We start from the raw sequence: 15,682 nt of genomic DNA on the forward strand, positions 1-15,682 counted from the left end.
ACCGCGAGATGATTTGAGGAAATGAGGACTATATGTTAGATTTCGCACCGATCGCGCTGGAACACAAACCGGAATTTGACGCCTTCAGCAGCCGTGCCGAGGGCCGTATCACCGAGCATTCCTTTGCGTCACTCTATGCCTGGGCTCCGCGTTTCAAGACGGAACTGTGCAGGAAGGGAGCGTTTCTCTATCTGCGGACCCAGGCGCCCCAACCGGTATTCCTGATGCCGATGGGAGAGGGGGACCTGTCCGAGGCATTGTATGAGATGGAGACGGACGCGAAGCGGATGTCGATCCCGTTTCAGATGCGGGGTCTGACACGAGAGACAGTACGCCGCGTGGAGGCGGCCCGGCCGGACCGCTATGTCTTTGCGGAGCGGCGGGACCAGGCGGACTACCTGTACGCGGTGAACGATCTGCGCGACCTGCCGGGGCGGGGGTACCACGCCAAGCGAAACTTTATCACCCGGTTTGAGAACCAATACGCCGGGCGTTGGCAGTATGAGGACATCACGAAGGACAATTTAAATGACGTCTGGGCGTTTCAGGATAAATGGTGCCGCAAAAACGACTGTGCCTCCAGCATCACGCTTCAGGAGGAATCCACCGCCATCGCCATGCTGCTCTACAACCTGGACGCGCTGGGCGCGTTCGGCGGACTGCTGCGGGTGGACGGCGCCGTGACCGCCTTCACCGTCGGCTCTCTGATCGGGCGGGATACACTGGACGTCAATGTGGAAAAGGCCGATTACGATGTGGTGGGGTCCTATCCGATGATCAACCGGGCCTTCGTCCGCCGCCGCTGCGAGGAGCTCTCCTACATCAACCGGGAGGAAGACATCGGGATCGAGGGACTCCGGCGCGCCAAACTCTCCTACCGTCCGGTGGAGCTCATCCTCAAGTACGACGCGGCGTTGCGGGAGGCGTGACGGTGGACGGATTTGACATCCGCTATGCGCGGGGCGGAGATGCGGCGTCCGTGCGCGCGCTGTGGGCGCTTTGCTTTCCCGGTGAGGCCGCGTTTGCAGAGTATTTCTTTGCCCGGCTCTACCGGCCGGAGCGGGCGCTGCTGGCTGTAGGGCCGGACGGTCCCGCCGCCATGCTCCACATCATGCCTTTCGAGATGGCGTGGCTGGGGCAGACGGTCCCGGTTGGTTATGTGTACGGCGTGGGTACGCACCCGGCCTTTCGGCGGCGCGGTCTGGCGGCGGGGCTGCTTGACCAGGCGCTGTTTGAGATGCATCTGCGCGGATGCACGTTTGCCGCGCTGATCCCGCAGGAGGCGTGGCTGTTTGATTTCTACCGGCCCTTTGGATTCGCGGCCGTCTTCCGGCGGCCGACAGTCGGCTATGCGGCCCCGGGCGGCGTTCACACGGCCCGGGCGGCGGACATAGAGGCGCTGAACCGGCGGTATGAGATCCATCTGGCGCGCCGGCCGCACCTGCTTCGTACGCAGGCCCACTGGGAGAACATCTTGGAGGAGTGTGCGCTGGCCGGCGGACGGGTGTTGATGGACGATGCGGATGGGTACGCCGTGTATGCGGACGGCTCGGACGTGCCTGTGGAATGCTTTGGGGCCGGCGCCGCCGAAACCGGCCCGGCGTGTCCGTTTGGGTGCCTGCGGGTGGTGCAGGCCGGTCGGGCGCTGGCCATGGCGGCGCAGGCCGGGCGCCGGGTGCCGGACGCGGAGCTGCGGGACGCCTGCGCACCTTGGAACAACGGGCGCCTGACGGCCGTCGGCGGTTGTCAGATGGATCCGTCCGACTTGGCGGTGTGGCTCTTTGACGGCACGGCGCCGTACATGCAGCTCATGCACAACTGAGAGTCCGCCGAAACGTAATCTTGTCAGTTGGCTTGCCTTTTTCGGCGCGTTTGGCGCCAAGAGACGTATAGGGGGTGTGTTTTTGTGGTATATGTGATTTTGACGGACGGATTCGAAGACATGGAAGCGATGGCGCCTATCGATGTGCTGCGCCGCGCCGGTCTTTCGGTGACCACCGTGGGGACGCCGGCGCAGACCGTCGTCTCGTCCCACGGCGTGCGCCTCACGGCGGACAGGGCGCTCGGCGGCCTCGACGCCTCCGACCTTGAGATGCTGGTTCTGCCCGGCGGCCCCGGCGTGGAGTCTCTGAAGCGCACGCCGGAGGTATTGGCCCTGCTGCGGGATGCTGTCCTGCGGGATAAACCCGTCGGCGCCATCTGTGCCGCGCCCAGCATTTTGGCGGAGCAGGGTTTCCTGGCCGGGCGCCGCGCCACCTGCTTCCCCGGCTATGAGGATGTGTTGATCCGCCACGGGGCGCACGTGGAGGAGGGCCGGGCGGTGGTACAGGACGGATCTTTTGTCACAGCCCGGGCGGCCGGCAGCGCCATCGCGTTTGCCCTGCATCTGACGGCCGTGCTGCGGGGTTGGAGCGAGGCTGAAAAAGTGCGCGCGGCCATCTGTTACGAAACGGCCGACTGAAGGACGATCCGGTAGGCGCCCTGCGCGGGCGCCGAGGAGTCCGGAAAGAAGGAGACGAAAACGAGCATGTCCCAATCGCAAAAGGAGAATCGGCCGGCGCGCAAGCCCTCTTCACCGGAGAGGCGGCCGGCCTCAAGAAAACCGATGTCCAAGCGACCGCGGGCCAACACGGGCTGCCTGTCCGGCTTGCTGTATTTTCTGTTTGTCGTGGGGATCTCCGCGCTGCTGACAGGCTTTGGTTGGCTGTCCGCCAACGAGGTGCTCGGCCTCTCCAAGCCGGAGGGGGTGGTGACAATCGAGGTGAAGGCGCCGGTCACAATCGGCGAGATTGCCGACGATCTCCAAGAGAAGGGCGTTATCCAATACAAGTGGCTCTTCACGCTGTACGCCGGCGTCACCGACGCCGAAGCGGACATCGAGCCGGGCACCTACGAGATCCGGACCAATTTTGATTATATGGCCATTGTGCATGCGATGGACGGGCGTTCCGACGACCGCGTCGTCGTCAAGGTGGTCATCCCCGAAGGGTATACGATGCAGGAGATCTTCGCCGCGCTGGAGGAGAACAAAGTGTCTACGGTGGCGAAACTGTGGGAAACGGCCCGCAGCCACGCCTTCCCATTTGACTTCTTAGAGGGGCTGCCCGAGACGGACAACCGCTTGGAGGGTTATCTTTTCCCGGACACCTACGAGTTCTATGTGAATGAAAACCCGGTCGACGTGCTGAGCAAGATGCTGATGAATTTTGACCGGAAGTTCACCGACGACATGCGCGAGTACCTGAACGGGATCGATTATACGATGCACGAGGTCGTGATCATCGCCTCGATGATCGAGAAGGAGGCCGCCGGCGCCGACGACGCGCCGCTCGTTTCCTCCGTCATCATGAACCGCCTGCGCAGCGATCGTTTCCCCTGTCTGCAAATCGACGCGACCATCCTCTATGCGCTGCCGGAGTACAAAGCGCAGCTCACGCAGGAAGATTTGCGCGTCGACAGTCCATACAACACATATCTCTACCCGGGCCTGCCGCCCGGCCCCATCGCATCCCCCGGCAAGTCGTCACTGATGGCGGCGCTTGAGCCGGAGGACACCGACTATTATTACTATGCCGTCAACAAGGACGGCGTGCATCAATTCTCTCGGACCAAGGCCGAACACGACCAGATCGTGGAGGAGGCCAAACAGGCGGAGCGGCAGGGATAGCCGCCCGCGCCGGCGCCGGCGGAACTGATGGACGAGAGGCGCCCCAAAGAAAAAACACCGCGGTTTCGCCGGTGGGACCGGGTGATACAGGAGGAGGACACCCCGACATGCAGCCGCTTGGACTCAATGAGATCCGTGAAAAGTTTTTGTCCTTTTTTGAGGGGCACGGCCATCTGCGTCTGCCCAGTTTTCCGCTGATCCCGCAGGGGGACGCGTCGCTGTTGCTGATCAATTCCGGCATGGCGCCGCTCAAACCCTATTTTTCCGGGGAGGCCGCGCCGCCGCGCCGGCGGGTGGCCACCTGTCAGAAGTGCATCCGCACGCCGGATATCGAGCGGGTGGGGAAGACGAGCCGCCACGGCACTTTCTTTGAGATGCTGGGCAACTTCTCCTTCGGCGACTATTTCAAGCGGGAGGCGGCGGCCTGGGCCTGGGCGTTCTGCACGCGGGAGATGGATATCCCCGCAGAGCGCCTGCATGTGTCCGTCTACCTGGACGACGACGAGGCGTACGACATCTGGACGAAGGAGATCGGCGTAGATCCCTCCCACATGAAGCGCCTCGGCAAGGCGGACAACTTCTGGGAGATCGGGTCCGGCCCCTGCGGTCCCTGTTCCGAGATCTATTTCGACCGGGGGGAGAAATACAGCTGCGGTGCGCCCGACTGCGCCGTCGGCTGCGATTGCGACCGCTATGTGGAGTTTTGGAACCTTGTCTTCACGCAGTTTAACAACGACGGCCAGGGGCAGTACACGCCGCTGGAGAACAAAAACATCGACACCGGCATGGGGCTGGAACGTCTGGCCTGCATCATGCAGGGCGTCGACAACCTCTTTGAGGTGGACACGATCAAAAACATCTGCCTGCATGTGTCCAAGATCGCCGGCGTGTCTTACGGGCACGCCGAGAAGCAGGATGTGTCCCTGCGCGTCATCACCGACCACATCCGCTCGACCGTGATGATGGTCTGCGACGGTGTGCTGCCGTCCAACGAGGGGCGCGGCTATGTATTGCGGCGCCTGCTGCGCCGCGCCGCGCGGCACGGCAAACTCCTCGGCATCGGCCGTCCGTTCCTCTTCGAGGTGTGCGACACCGTCATCCGGGAGAGCGGCGGCGCCTACCCGGCGCTGCATGAGAAAGCCGGGCACATCCGGCGCGTCATCCGCATGGAGGAGGAGCGCTTCGACAAGACGATAGACGCCGGCCTGGGGCTGCTGCGCGAGGACATCGGGGTGCTGCGCGCCGCCGGCGGCACGGTGCTGCCCGGCGAACAGGCATTTAAGTTGTACGACACCTTCGGGTTCCCGATTGATCTCACGGAGGAGATCTTGCAAGAGGCCGGCATGACATTTGACCGCGCGGCGTTTGATGAGCAGATGGCTCGGCAGCGCACGCGCGCCCGTTCGGCGCGGGCGTCGCTTGGGGACCTGGGGTGGGCCGGACTGGACTTGGGGCTGGACCGCGGTCTGCAGACCGAATTCATCGGCTACGACGTTCTGGAGGGCGAGGCCCGCGTGCTGGCCATGGCGGAGGACCGGGCACTGACGGACACGGCGGGGGAGGGCGCGCGCGTGAGCGTCGTGCTGGACAGGACGCCCTTTTACGCCGAGAGCGGCGGCCAGGTGGCGGACATCGGGCTTCTGACGTCCGAGGGCGCCGTGCTGCGCGTGGATGACGTCAAAAAGACCCAGGACGGGAAATACCTGCATGTGGGTGAAGTGGTTTCCGGGGAACTCACGAAGGGGGAGGTCTTGCGTGCGGCCGTCGACGAGGACCGCCGCCGGGCCGTGATGCGGGCACATTCGGCCACCCATCTGCTGCACCGCGCCCTGCGGGACGTGCTGGGCGACCATGTCGAACAGGCCGGTTCGCTGGTGGAGGCCGACCGCCTGCGGTTTGACTTCACACATTACGCCGCCGTGACGCCGGAGGAGATGGAGCGGATCACGCGGCGTGTCAATGAGATGGCGCTGGCGGCCCATGAGATCGCGATCCGGGAGATGCCGATCGCCGAGGCCAAGGCCCTCGGCGCGATGGCGTTATTTGGGGAGAAATATGGGGACGTCGTCCGCGTGGTGCGTATGGGCGATGTATCCGTCGAGCTGTGCGGTGGCACCCACCTGCGCAACACGGCCGCTGTGGGCGCGTTTTTGCCGCGTGGTGAGTCTTCGGTGGCCGCCGGGGTGCGGCGCGTAGAGGCTCACGTCGGACTGCAAGCCCTGGACGACGCGCGCGCGATGACCCGGCTCACCGGTGAGGCGGCCGGCCTGCTGAAGTCCGCACCGGCCGAGCTGCCCCGCCGCATCGAACAGACGGTAGCGGAGCTGCGCGCGTTGCACCGGGAGATCGAGCGGATGCGCGCAAAGGAACTCCGCGAGGAGGCCGGACAGTTCTTGCTGGCCGCCAAGGATGTGAAAGGGCTGAAAGTCGTCACGGGCGCGCGCCGGGGCGCATCGCCCGAGGCTGTCCGCGCGATGGGCGACTTCTTGCGGGACAAAGACCAGGACATTGTGGCCGTGCTGGCTTCTGTCTGGGAGGAGAAGCTGACCTTTTTGGCTGTCTGCGGCGCCCGCGCCGTGGCGCGCGGGGTGCGCGCCGGCGATATCATCAAGGCGGTCACCAAAGTCGCCGGCGGGTCCGGCGGCGGCCGCCCAGACAGTGCCATGGGCGGCGGGCGCGATCTCTTGAAGATGGACGACGCCCTCGCCGTCGTGGACGACTTCGTCTTCGGCGCGGCGCGGGACTGAGGATGCCGTCACAATGGTAATACGTCGGTGGCGACGGCGTCGATGAAGCGGCGGTCGTGCTCGACGAAAAGCATCGTCGGCGTGTGCGCCAGGATCAGCGTCTCCAGTTGGATGCGAGAGATCACGTCCACATAGTTCAGCGGCTCGTCCCAGACATAGAGGTGTGCCTGTTCGCACAGACTGCGGGCGAGGAGAACCTTCTTCTTTTGCCCCTCGCTGTAGTGTTGCATCTCCTCGTCAAACTGCGCGCGGGCGAAATCCAGCTTGCGCAGCAGCGTCAAAAACAGTGTTCCGTCGAGGCCGTTGTCCCGCGCCCAGGTCCGAAGGCTGCCCCGGAGAGACGAGGTGTCCTGCGGTACGTAGGAGAGCCGCAGCCCGCTTGCCCGTGTGAACTGCCCCGTGTGGGGGATTTCTTCGCCCATGACCAGCCTCAGGAGACTGGATTTTCCGCTGCCATTGCCCCCAATGACCGCCAGACGCTGGCCCGGCCGCAGTGTGAAGCGGATGTCTTCGCAGATGACGTTGTCCCCGTAACAGATGCGGAGCGCGTCGGCGTCCAGGAGGCGCGGCGCGTGGTGGGTGAGAGGGTGCAGGGCCAGCGGCGCCGACGATTCCAGGTTGCGCAGCAGTTTGGCCTTCTCTGCAGCCGCGGTCTCTCGGCGGTGCTGCGTGGCCTTGGCGCGCTTCATCATCTTGGCGGACTGGTGTCCGATGTATCCGCGGTCCGCCGCGTGGTCGCCGATTTTGCTTGCCTCCACCCGGTCGGCCCACCCGGCCGTCCGGCGAGACGCCTCGGTGAGGTGCTTCATCTCTTTTTTCAGGCGGTCGTTTTCGGCGCGTTCAAAGGCGTCACGCCGCGCTCGGTTTTGCTGCCAGGTGGAGAAATTGCCCTGCTGCACCTCAATATCGGCCCGGTTGAAGGCGAGGATGTGGTCGACGCAGGTATCCAGAAACGCGCGGTCGTGTGAAACGAGGACAAATCCCTCCTTTTGCCGCAGATAGCGGCCGACCAGGGCGCGCGCGTGCAGGTCCAGATGGTTGGTGGGTTCGTCGATCAGCGGGAAGTGTCCCTCGCGCAGGAACAGCGCGGCCAGCAGAAGCTTGACCTGTTCGCCCGGGGAGAGAGTATCAAACGGCCGGTCGAGCACCGCCTCATCCAGTGCGAGCAGAGAGAGCTCGCGAGACAGCCTCCAGGCCTCGTTCGAGGGGATGAGGCGCGCCGCGATGTCGCGCGCCGGCCGGCGTCGGTCGTCCGTATCGGGCGGGAAGTAGTCGAAGCGCACGGGCGCCAGGATCTGTCCGCGGTATGCGTACTGCCCCATGAGCAGGCGCAGGAAGGTCGTCTTCCCGCGTCCGTTGCGCCCGATCAGGCCCAGACGCCAGGTCGTGTCAAAGCGGAAACTGACGTCTTCAAAGACTGTCTGCGCGCTGCCGTCGTAAGAAAAGGTCAAACCTGAGACTTGGATGATCGACATGCGAGAGCCCTCCTTTGCGAGCGGGTTTTTGGTGTGAAACGGACAAAAAAGATGCGGGCGAACGCCCGCATCCCGAAAAAGCCCGTCACGCCCCCAACCGTCGGCGGATGGAGGGCACAGAAAAGCCGGAAGCAGAGGCGCACGCTCTCTTGCCGGGACGCCGCAAGCCGGGGCGGAGCTGTCCGCCCGACGGGTGTCCGCAATCAGCAAGAGGTGTGGCGCATCCTTCCAGCTCCCATCGTAAATGATAGTGACAGTTTACCAGAAAGATTCGATCCTGTCAAGCCCGCAGCAGGCATGTCGGCTGGGAATCATCAATGGAAATGAGGGTAAAACGATGTACATAAAGAGCCGGGTGGTTTCTTTGGCCTACAAAATAACAGCCATGGCGGTCTGTTTGGCAGGTGTGCTGCTGATATTTGGCTTTCCAAATGCATTGAATCTGAGTACGATAAAATATTACACGGTACAGAGCAATCTCCTGTGTCTTGTATTCTTAACTGTATCCGTAATCCAAGCAATCGTTCAGATGAAAAGAGGCGGCTTGTACGGGGCTGTTACGTATATGCCGCGTTGCAAAGGAGCGGTGGTCATTGCCATTACTCTGACATTGCTTGTATACCAATTCATGCTTACGGACACGCCATTTTCCATGACGGAGGGCGGCGCCGGTAATTTTTTTGTCCACTTTCTTACGCCCGTCCTTATGATTTTAGATTGGCTGCTTTTTGATGAGAAAGGACATTACCGTGTTTCAGATCCGCTTTGGTGGACTGTCATTCCGCTGTGCTATTTGGCCTATGCCTTGGTTGCGGCTCCGATCGGAGTGACTTACATAGGAGGCAGCCGTTACCCATATTTCTTTCTGGATATTGACGTAATCGGTGTAACCGGTGTGGTGCGCTATGTTCTCATGATAACGGTTGTTTTTCTGGTATTGGGTTACCTGATATTTGGCCTCGATAAATGGATGGGTCGCCAGGCCAAAACAGCAGATGAACAAAAAACTACGCAGGAGATTCAGAGAATGGAGAGAACATTATGATGCGCAACCCTGAACAAACGCAAAGGCGAAGATTTTGACATGTAAGCAAATGCGAACGGATGTGGGCATATTTGGAGCCGGAGGTGCAATCATATGACGTCTGAACACATAAAGAAATTGCTTGCCGACGGCGAAGGCTTGACGGTCGAATTCAAGGAATGTGTGAACGAACTAAGCAAGACTGTCTTTGAGACAGTCTGCTCGTTCTCCAACCGCTACGGCGGTCACTTACTGCTGGGCGTCAGGGATGACGGCGTGCTCATCGGCGTGAATCCTAAGACAGCGCCGCAGATGAAGAAAAACTTCGCAAATATGCTGAACAACGCGCAAAAGACATCGCCGTTGCTTTTTTTGAACCTGGAGGATGCGGAATTGGACGGCAAGCTGCTGCTCCACGCATATATTCCTGTAAGCTCGCAGATACAGTCTTGCTCGGGCAGGATATACGACCGCAATGAAGATGGGGACTTCGATATCACGAACTCCACTGATTTGGTTGCGCATTTATCGGTGCGCAAGTCGAACCGGTTCACTGAGCGCGAAGTGTTTCCCTATGCAAAAGAAGAACATCTGCTCTTGGACAAGTTGATTCCTATGGTGAGGAATATGGCTGTGGGAAGAATGCCCAATCACCCGTGGAAAACGATGTCGGATATGGAGATAATGAGGAGCGCCGGATTGTATGACGAAGATGTCCGAACCGGGAAACGTGGCTTCAACAGAGCGGCGATACTGCTGTTCGGACGTGAGGAAATCATCCAGCAGGTCGCGCCGGGATACGTTACCGATTGCTTGCTCAGAGTCAAGAACACCGATCGCTACGACGACAGGCTGCGTGTGGAGGTCAACCTTATCGAGAGCTTCGACATAATCATGGGATTCATCGCAAAGCATACGAACGACCCGTTTTTCTTGATAGACAATCGCAACATCAGCGTAAGAGACAACATCTCAAAGGAAATCGTCTCAAATATCCTTGTCCACCGCGAATTTTCAGGGACATTCCCGGCGCGTGTCATCATCGAGCAGGACCGCCTTGTGGCAGAGAACTGGAATCGTGCGCTCCGTCACGGGCGAATAGACCCCGACAACTTCGAACCGTACCCAAAGAACCCCATTCTTGCCCGCTTCTTCGTGAACATCGGGAATGCGGACACTCTCGGCTCCGGAGTTCGGAATCTCGTGAAGTACACGAAACTCTACTCAGGCGGCGAGCCGGAGCTTATTGAAGGCGATATCTTCAAGACCATCATTCCGCTTGCTGTAGCAAGCGAAAAACGAGCGAAAAACGAGCGAAAAATAAGCGGGCGTATGGGAATAGCACAAGCGAAAAGAAGCGAACAATCATGGCCCATCTCGAAGAGCACGAGCAAGCTACCGTTGCCGATTTTACCAAAATATTCAAACTGAGCAAAGGGCGCGTCCGTGCCATCCTGCTCGAAATGACGAGAGAGAACTTGATTGCGAAGATGGGAAAAACAAAATCGGCTCACTACGTGTTGAGACAAAAATGAGCTTTCCGACTGTCTCATGCGCTGGTAAATTTTGGAATCTTAACACATCAAGGGCGGTTTGAGATGGGAGTATAAGACCATCATGGTCAAATGGTTAAAACTGACACAGCATCAATATATCGGTTTTTTCGCGTTGGGCCTGGCGTTTTTTGTTCTGCAAGAGATGCCGTATGTTATCATGCCGCTGATACCGCTTGCAGCCAATCCGCTCATGGAGATGGCGGATAAGTCGATGATTTTGAACGCGGCGGAAAAAACGCTCGGGATATCGTGCATTGTTGTATTGCTTTTTCTTGTGCGGAGTGACAGCAAATGGTTCTCGCTGGACGGCACAAAAGAGATTGTATTTTTTTGTTTGGCTATGCTCGCGATTGTCGGTTATTTTACAGGTTGGGCGTTTTACTTCAACGGTCATCAAAGTCTGCCGCTCATGCTCTGCACATTGGTTGCATTGCCGCCAATTTACTATTTGTTTATCGGATTGTGGCGAGGCAATGGTGTTCTTGCGGTGATTGGCGGGCTATTTTTTGTCGCGCACATATCCAATGTATGGTACAACTTGCATTGAAATTGAAATGCCGAGAACAAACGCGGGGGTGACAACGGCCCGCAGGGTATGATATACTAGTGCGAGGTTGTCACGCGCGCGAAGCCGTGAGACCCGTAAGCGAAACACAGGAAGGGAGCGTGCGAAATGGATTGCCTGTTTTGCAGCATTGCGGCCGGAGAGATCCCCGCCAAGACGGTCTATGAGGACGAACTGGTGATGGCATTTTATGACATCACGCCGGCGGCGCCGGTACACATTTTGTTGATCCCCAAGCCCCATATCCCTTCGGCGGCGGCGCTCACCGAGAAGGACGCGGCCTTGGTGGGGCATATTTTTGCCATTATCGCGCGGCTGGCCAAGGAGTACGGGCTTGAAGAGGGGTTCCGCATCGTATCCAACGTGGGGACGCTGGCCGGGCAGTCGGTGCCGCATCTCCATTTCCATCTGCTGTCCGGTCGGGCACTGGCCTGGCCGCCGGGCTGATCTGTGTCGTCTCTGCGGGAAAAATTCCTCGCCCGACCGTTTTTGGCCGGGGTTCTTGCCATGAGCGGCGCGATGGTGCTCGCGTACTACTGGCTGCCGTTCGGCAGCGCCTCTACGGCCGCTCTGGCGGCGTTGGCCGTGGGGGCGCCGGCCTTGGCGCTGACGCTGCTCTGGCGCCGGCACGGGTGGCTGACGCTGGCGGCGGCTGTGGTGTGCCTGTCGGCCGCGGTAGGTTTCGCCTGGCGCTGGGGGTATGACGCGTTTTTTGTCGAGCCTGCGCTGCCGCTCGACGGCGCGCAGGAAACGGTCGTCGTCGAGGCGCTCTCCTATCCGGAGGAAACGGCGTACGGGAGCCGATTGACCGCCCGGGTCCTGCGCCCGGCCGGGCGGCGCTGGAAAGCGCTGCTCTACCTCGACGATGTGCCGGCGGACATGAAACCGGGCGATCGGTTCGTGATGGAGGCGCAGATCAGAGCCCCGGCGCCGGGGAGCGTGGAGGACAGACTGGCCAGCGCGCGCCCGCGCGGCGTGATGCTCTCGATCACGCAGCGGGGCGCGTATACACAGCAGCGCCCGGAAGCGGTGCCCTGGTTACTCTGGCCCGTCGTGTGGGCGCGGGCGCTGGGCGATGGATTGAAACAGGCGCTGCCGCCGGAGGCGGCGGCGTTGGCGCGCGCGCTTTTCACCGGGGACAAGAGCGGGCTCGGGGAGGACGTGATGGCGGCGTTTTCCGACACGGGGCTGTCCCATGTGGTTGCCGTGTCCGGTCTCCATATCTCGTTTCTCATGGGGTTTATGCTGCTGCTCGTCGGCCACAAGCGGCGGTATGCGTTCTTTGTCGCGGTGCCGGTGATTGTTCTGTTCGTCGCGGTGGCCGGGTTCCCCGCGTCGGCGATGCGCGCGGCCATCATGCAGGGGTTCTTTTTGTTCTTCTGGCGCAAGGGAGAGGAGCGGGATTCTCTCTCGGCGTTGTCCCTGTCGCTGGCCGTGCTGCTGATGGCCAATCCATACGCCGTGGCCGACGTGGGGCTGCAGCTCTCTTACACCTCGGTGCTGGGGATCATTCTGTTCGCCCGGCGCTGGCAGCAGTCTTGGGAGGAGAGCGTCCGGTGGCTGTCCGGGTTTTGGAAGGCGATCTTTCACTACATCTTCACGAGCGTCGCCGTCTCGCTGGCCGCCCTCGTGTTCACGCTGCCGCTCATGATGGTGTATTTCGGCACGTTCTCGCTCATCGCCCCGCTGGCGAATTTGCTGCTGCTGTGGGTGGTGACGCTGTGTTTCCTCGTCGGGGTGCTGACGGCACTGATCGCGCAAGTCTGGATGCCGCTGGCGGTGGGGCTCGGCTATGTGGCCGCGCCGTTTTTCGACTTCTTCCTCATGATGGTGCGGCTGCTGGCGCGGGTGCCTTTTGCCGCCCTTAAGGAGGCCAGCCCCTACATGGTTCTCTGGGCGATGTTCGCCTATACGCTGTTCTGGCTGTATACCTTCTGGCCCAAAGAAGGCGGCCGGGCGCGTCGGGCCTTGGCGCCGACGCTCGGGGCCGCTTTTATGCTGCTGCTCGCGCTGGTGTTCTCCGCCATTCCGCTTGACCCGCTGCAGATCGAGGCGCTGGACGTGGGGCAGGGGCAGAGCATCCTGCTGCTTACCCCCGACGTTACGATGGTGGTGGACTGCGGCGGCAGTGTGTCCCATGTGGCGCGTCGGGTGTCCGACCGACTGAAGAGCATGGGCCGGCGCCGGATCGATCTGTTGGCGCTGACGCACACCCACGCCGACCACGCGGGCGCGGCGGTCGATCTGATGCGGCAGATGGATGTCGCCTGTGTGGCGCTGCCCGCCATAGAGGGAGAGGGGTCCAATCTGCGCGGGGAGGTGCTGCGGGCGGCGTCTGAGCTCGGTGTGGCGGTGGCGGAGATTGGTCAGACGACGCGTTACGCGTTGGGGCAGGGGAGCCTGCTCGTATATCCGCCGCTCGTCGGGGGCGGCGAGAACGAGTTGGGGCTCACCTTCCTCGCTTGCCTGGGCGAATTTGAATTTCTCATCACCGGAGATCTGAATACGACGTCGGAACGGGCGCTGCTCCGGACCGTGTCGCTGCCATCCGTCGAGGTGCTGGTGGCCGGGCATCACGGCTCGAAATACGCCACTTGTGATGAACTCTTGACGGAAACGGCCCCGCAGGCGGCCATCATCTCCGTGGGGCGCAACTATTACGGGCACCCGACGCCCGAGACGCTCGGACGGCTCGCGGTGCACGGCGTGGAGGTCTACCGCACGGACGAATGGGGGTCCGTACGCGTCTGTGTCGGCCCTCCGGACGGCTGAGTGCAAATAAGAGGGGAGGACACTTGTGAAGGCGGCGAAGACAGACAAGCTGGCACAGTTCAAACAGGACCTGCGGGCGGGGACGCCGGCCCGCCTGTATGTATTTTACGGCGAGGAGAGCTACCTGCGGCAGCACTACCTGGCCGAACTGAAGAAGCAGCTGGTGACGCCGGGGTTTGAGAGCTTCAATTACGAGCTGTTCGAAGGGCGCGGACTCGCGGCGGAGCGTCTGCAGGAGGCGGTGGAAGGGCTGCCTGCCTTTGCGCCGCGCAAATTGATCGTTGTGCGGGACATGGATCTCTACCGGCTGGAGGAAGCGTTTCGGTCCCTGTTGGAGCGGCTGCTGAAGGATCTGCCGGACACGGTGTGTCTCGTTTTTGTCTACGACGCCCTTACGCTGAAGACGGACGCCCGCACCCGCATACACGCGCTGCTGAAAGCGGCGGGGCATTTTGTGGAGTTTGCGCCGCAGGCGTCGCACGATCTGATTCCGTGGATTACGCGGCACTTCCGGGCGTATGGCAAGCAGATTGACCGCGCGCTGTGTGAATATCTCATCTTCCGATGCGGAGAGCTGATGGCTGGCCTCAAGTCGGAGATCGACAAGATCGCGGCGTTTGCCCCGACGGACACCGTGCGTAAGGCCGACATCGACGAGGTGTCCGTGCCGGCGCTCGACGCCGTGGTGTACCAGATGACGGACGCCCTCGCCGCCCGGCAATGGACGCGCGCGATGGAGATCCTTCTGACATTGGGTCAGATGCGGGAGGAGCCCATTGCGATTCTCGCCGCGCTGGGGCGGCAGATCCGGGGGCTGTACGCGGCCCGGCTGGCGCTGACCCGGGGGCTCGGCACGGAAGAGGTCATGCGTGTGATGGGCTATCGCTCGGACTACCCGGCCCGGCGTCTCCTCCAAAGCGCGCGGGGGCGGTCACTGTCGTGGTGCCGCCGGGCGGTGATCCTGTGCGCCCGGGTCGATTTGGAGTTCAAATCCGGCGCGGGGCGTGACCGCGCGCGTGCGCTTGAGTGGGTGGTGGCCGCGCTGTCTGAAGAGGAGGCCGGCGCATATCCGGCATGAATGAGGGGATGGATTGCTTCGTGGAGCGCATACGGGAAGTGATCGTCGTGGAGGGGAAGTACGACAAAAACGTGCTGCGGCAGGTGGTGGACGCCACCGTCCTCACGACGGACGGGTTCTCCATTTTTAAGGACCATGAGAAGAAAAAGCTGCTGATGAGGCTGGCGGAGGAGCGCGGCCTCATCATTCTGACGGATGGGGACGGCGCCGGCTTTGTCATCCGCAATCATTTGAAGGGCCTGCTGCCGAAAGGCCGGGTCAAACACGCTTACATCCCCGATGTGAGAGGCCGGGAGCGCCGCAAGAAAACCGGAGGCCGGGCGGGTCTGCTCGGTGTGGAGGGCATGCGCCCGGAGGTGCTGCTCGACGCGTTGCGGCGGGCCGGGGCCACGGTGGAGACCGGGAGCCAGGCGCCCCGCGGCGACCTTATCAAGGCGGATCTCATGGAGGACGGCCTCTCCGGCCGGCCCGACAGCGCAGCGCGGCGGGCCGCGCTGCTCAGCGCGCTGGGTCTGCCCGCGCAGATGACGGCCAACGCTCTGTTGGAGGTTCTCAATCTGCTCTGTGACCGGACGGCTTACAAGGCGCTGGTCGCCGCACTGCCGCGGCCGGAGGAAGGCGAACGCGGGGCAGATCCGGCAGGGGGGGTTTGGAGCTTGCCATAAAAATAAAAATGGAAAAATTTTGAATACAAAGGGTATGATTTGTCCACACTGTGAATAGAACTGATGTGACGAGACCTTTCCGACCTGCGCGGCACTGTCCGGCGCGGGCCGGGGCCGGATACCGGGCGGATGC

General features: G+C 61.6%; 13 protein-coding genes. 12 read left to right on the plus strand and 1 reads right to left on the minus strand.

From position 1 onward, the window contains the following. The first annotated feature begins 32 nt into the window (after window positions 1-32). The 5 genes from LBK75_04395 to alaS all read left to right on the plus strand — a co-directional run bounded on the left by LBK75_04395 (window position 33) and on the right by alaS (window position 6,414). Complete coding sequence (locus LBK75_04395) at window positions 33-929, plus strand: phosphatidylglycerol lysyltransferase domain-containing protein (GenBank protein ID MDR1157531.1); 897 nt, start codon at window positions 33-35, stop codon at window positions 927-929. A gap of 2 nt (window positions 930-931) precedes the next feature. Beyond that, window positions 932-1,822 carry a GNAT family N-acetyltransferase gene (locus tag LBK75_04400; GenBank protein ID MDR1157532.1) on the plus strand — a complete coding sequence of 297 codons (891 nt, stop codon included), beginning with the start codon at window positions 932-934 and terminating at the stop codon, window positions 1,820-1,822. A gap of 84 nt (window positions 1,823-1,906) precedes the next feature. Continuing rightward, a complete protein-coding gene (locus tag LBK75_04405; GenBank protein MDR1157533.1) occupies window positions 1,907-2,461 on the plus strand; it encodes a DJ-1/PfpI family protein in 555 nt (184 codons plus the stop codon). A 144-nt stretch (window positions 2,462-2,605) separates the two neighbouring features. Beyond that, window positions 2,606-3,667 carry an endolytic transglycosylase MltG gene (gene mltG, locus LBK75_04410; GenBank protein MDR1157534.1) on the plus strand — a complete coding sequence of 354 codons (1,062 nt, stop codon included), beginning with the start codon at window positions 2,606-2,608 and terminating at the stop codon, window positions 3,665-3,667. 107 nt (window positions 3,668-3,774) lie between these two features. Then, window positions 3,775-6,414: an alanine--tRNA ligase gene (gene alaS / locus LBK75_04415; protein ID MDR1157535.1), complete on the plus strand. Its 2,640-nt coding sequence runs from the start codon at window positions 3,775-3,777 to the stop codon at window positions 6,412-6,414. Window positions 6,415-6,422: 8 nt separating this feature from the next. Here the strand turns inward: alaS and abc-f are convergent, their stop codons facing one another. Continuing rightward, the gene (abc-f, locus tag LBK75_04420) at window positions 6,423-7,889 is read right to left on the minus strand and encodes an ABC-F type ribosomal protection protein (protein MDR1157536.1); all 1,467 of its coding nucleotides are present in this window, start codon (window positions 7,887-7,889) and stop codon (window positions 6,423-6,425) included. Between the two features lie 337 nt (window positions 7,890-8,226). Between abc-f and LBK75_04425 the strand changes: the two genes are divergently transcribed. From LBK75_04425 to LBK75_04455, 7 genes are all read left to right on the plus strand, one after another. Next, on the plus strand, window positions 8,227-8,934 hold the full coding sequence (locus tag LBK75_04425; GenBank protein MDR1157537.1) for a Pr6Pr family membrane protein: 708 nt from the start codon (window positions 8,227-8,229) through the stop codon (window positions 8,932-8,934). Window positions 8,935-9,027: 93 nt separating this feature from the next. Then, window positions 9,028-10,344, plus strand: a complete 1,317-nt coding sequence (locus tag LBK75_04430) for a putative DNA binding domain-containing protein (protein ID MDR1157538.1) — start codon at window positions 9,028-9,030, stop codon at window positions 10,342-10,344. A gap of 186 nt (window positions 10,345-10,530) precedes the next feature. After that, entirely contained in the window at window positions 10,531-11,016 is a 486-nt protein-coding gene (locus LBK75_04435) for a hypothetical protein (protein ID MDR1157539.1), read from the plus strand. Window positions 11,017-11,142: 126 nt separating this feature from the next. After that, window positions 11,143-11,481 (plus strand): histidine triad nucleotide-binding protein, encoded by a 339-nt coding sequence (locus LBK75_04440; protein MDR1157540.1) that lies wholly within the window; start codon window positions 11,143-11,145, stop codon window positions 11,479-11,481. Between the two features lie 60 nt (window positions 11,482-11,541). Further along, window positions 11,542-13,806, plus strand: a complete 2,265-nt coding sequence (locus LBK75_04445; protein ID MDR1157541.1) for a DNA internalization-related competence protein ComEC/Rec2 — start codon at window positions 11,542-11,544, stop codon at window positions 13,804-13,806. Window positions 13,807-13,831: 25 nt separating this feature from the next. Beyond that, window positions 13,832-14,884, plus strand: a complete 1,053-nt coding sequence (gene holA / locus LBK75_04450; GenBank protein ID MDR1157542.1) for a DNA polymerase III subunit delta — start codon at window positions 13,832-13,834, stop codon at window positions 14,882-14,884. Window positions 14,885-14,904: 20 nt separating this feature from the next. Then, window positions 14,905-15,549: a DUF4093 domain-containing protein gene (locus LBK75_04455; GenBank protein ID MDR1157543.1), complete on the plus strand. Its 645-nt coding sequence runs from the start codon at window positions 14,905-14,907 to the stop codon at window positions 15,547-15,549. Window positions 15,550-15,682 lie beyond the last annotated feature (133 nt).

The organism is Oscillospiraceae bacterium (assembly GCA_031265355.1).
Taxonomy (GTDB): domain Bacteria; phylum Bacillota; class Clostridia; order Oscillospirales; family UBA929; genus JAIRTA01.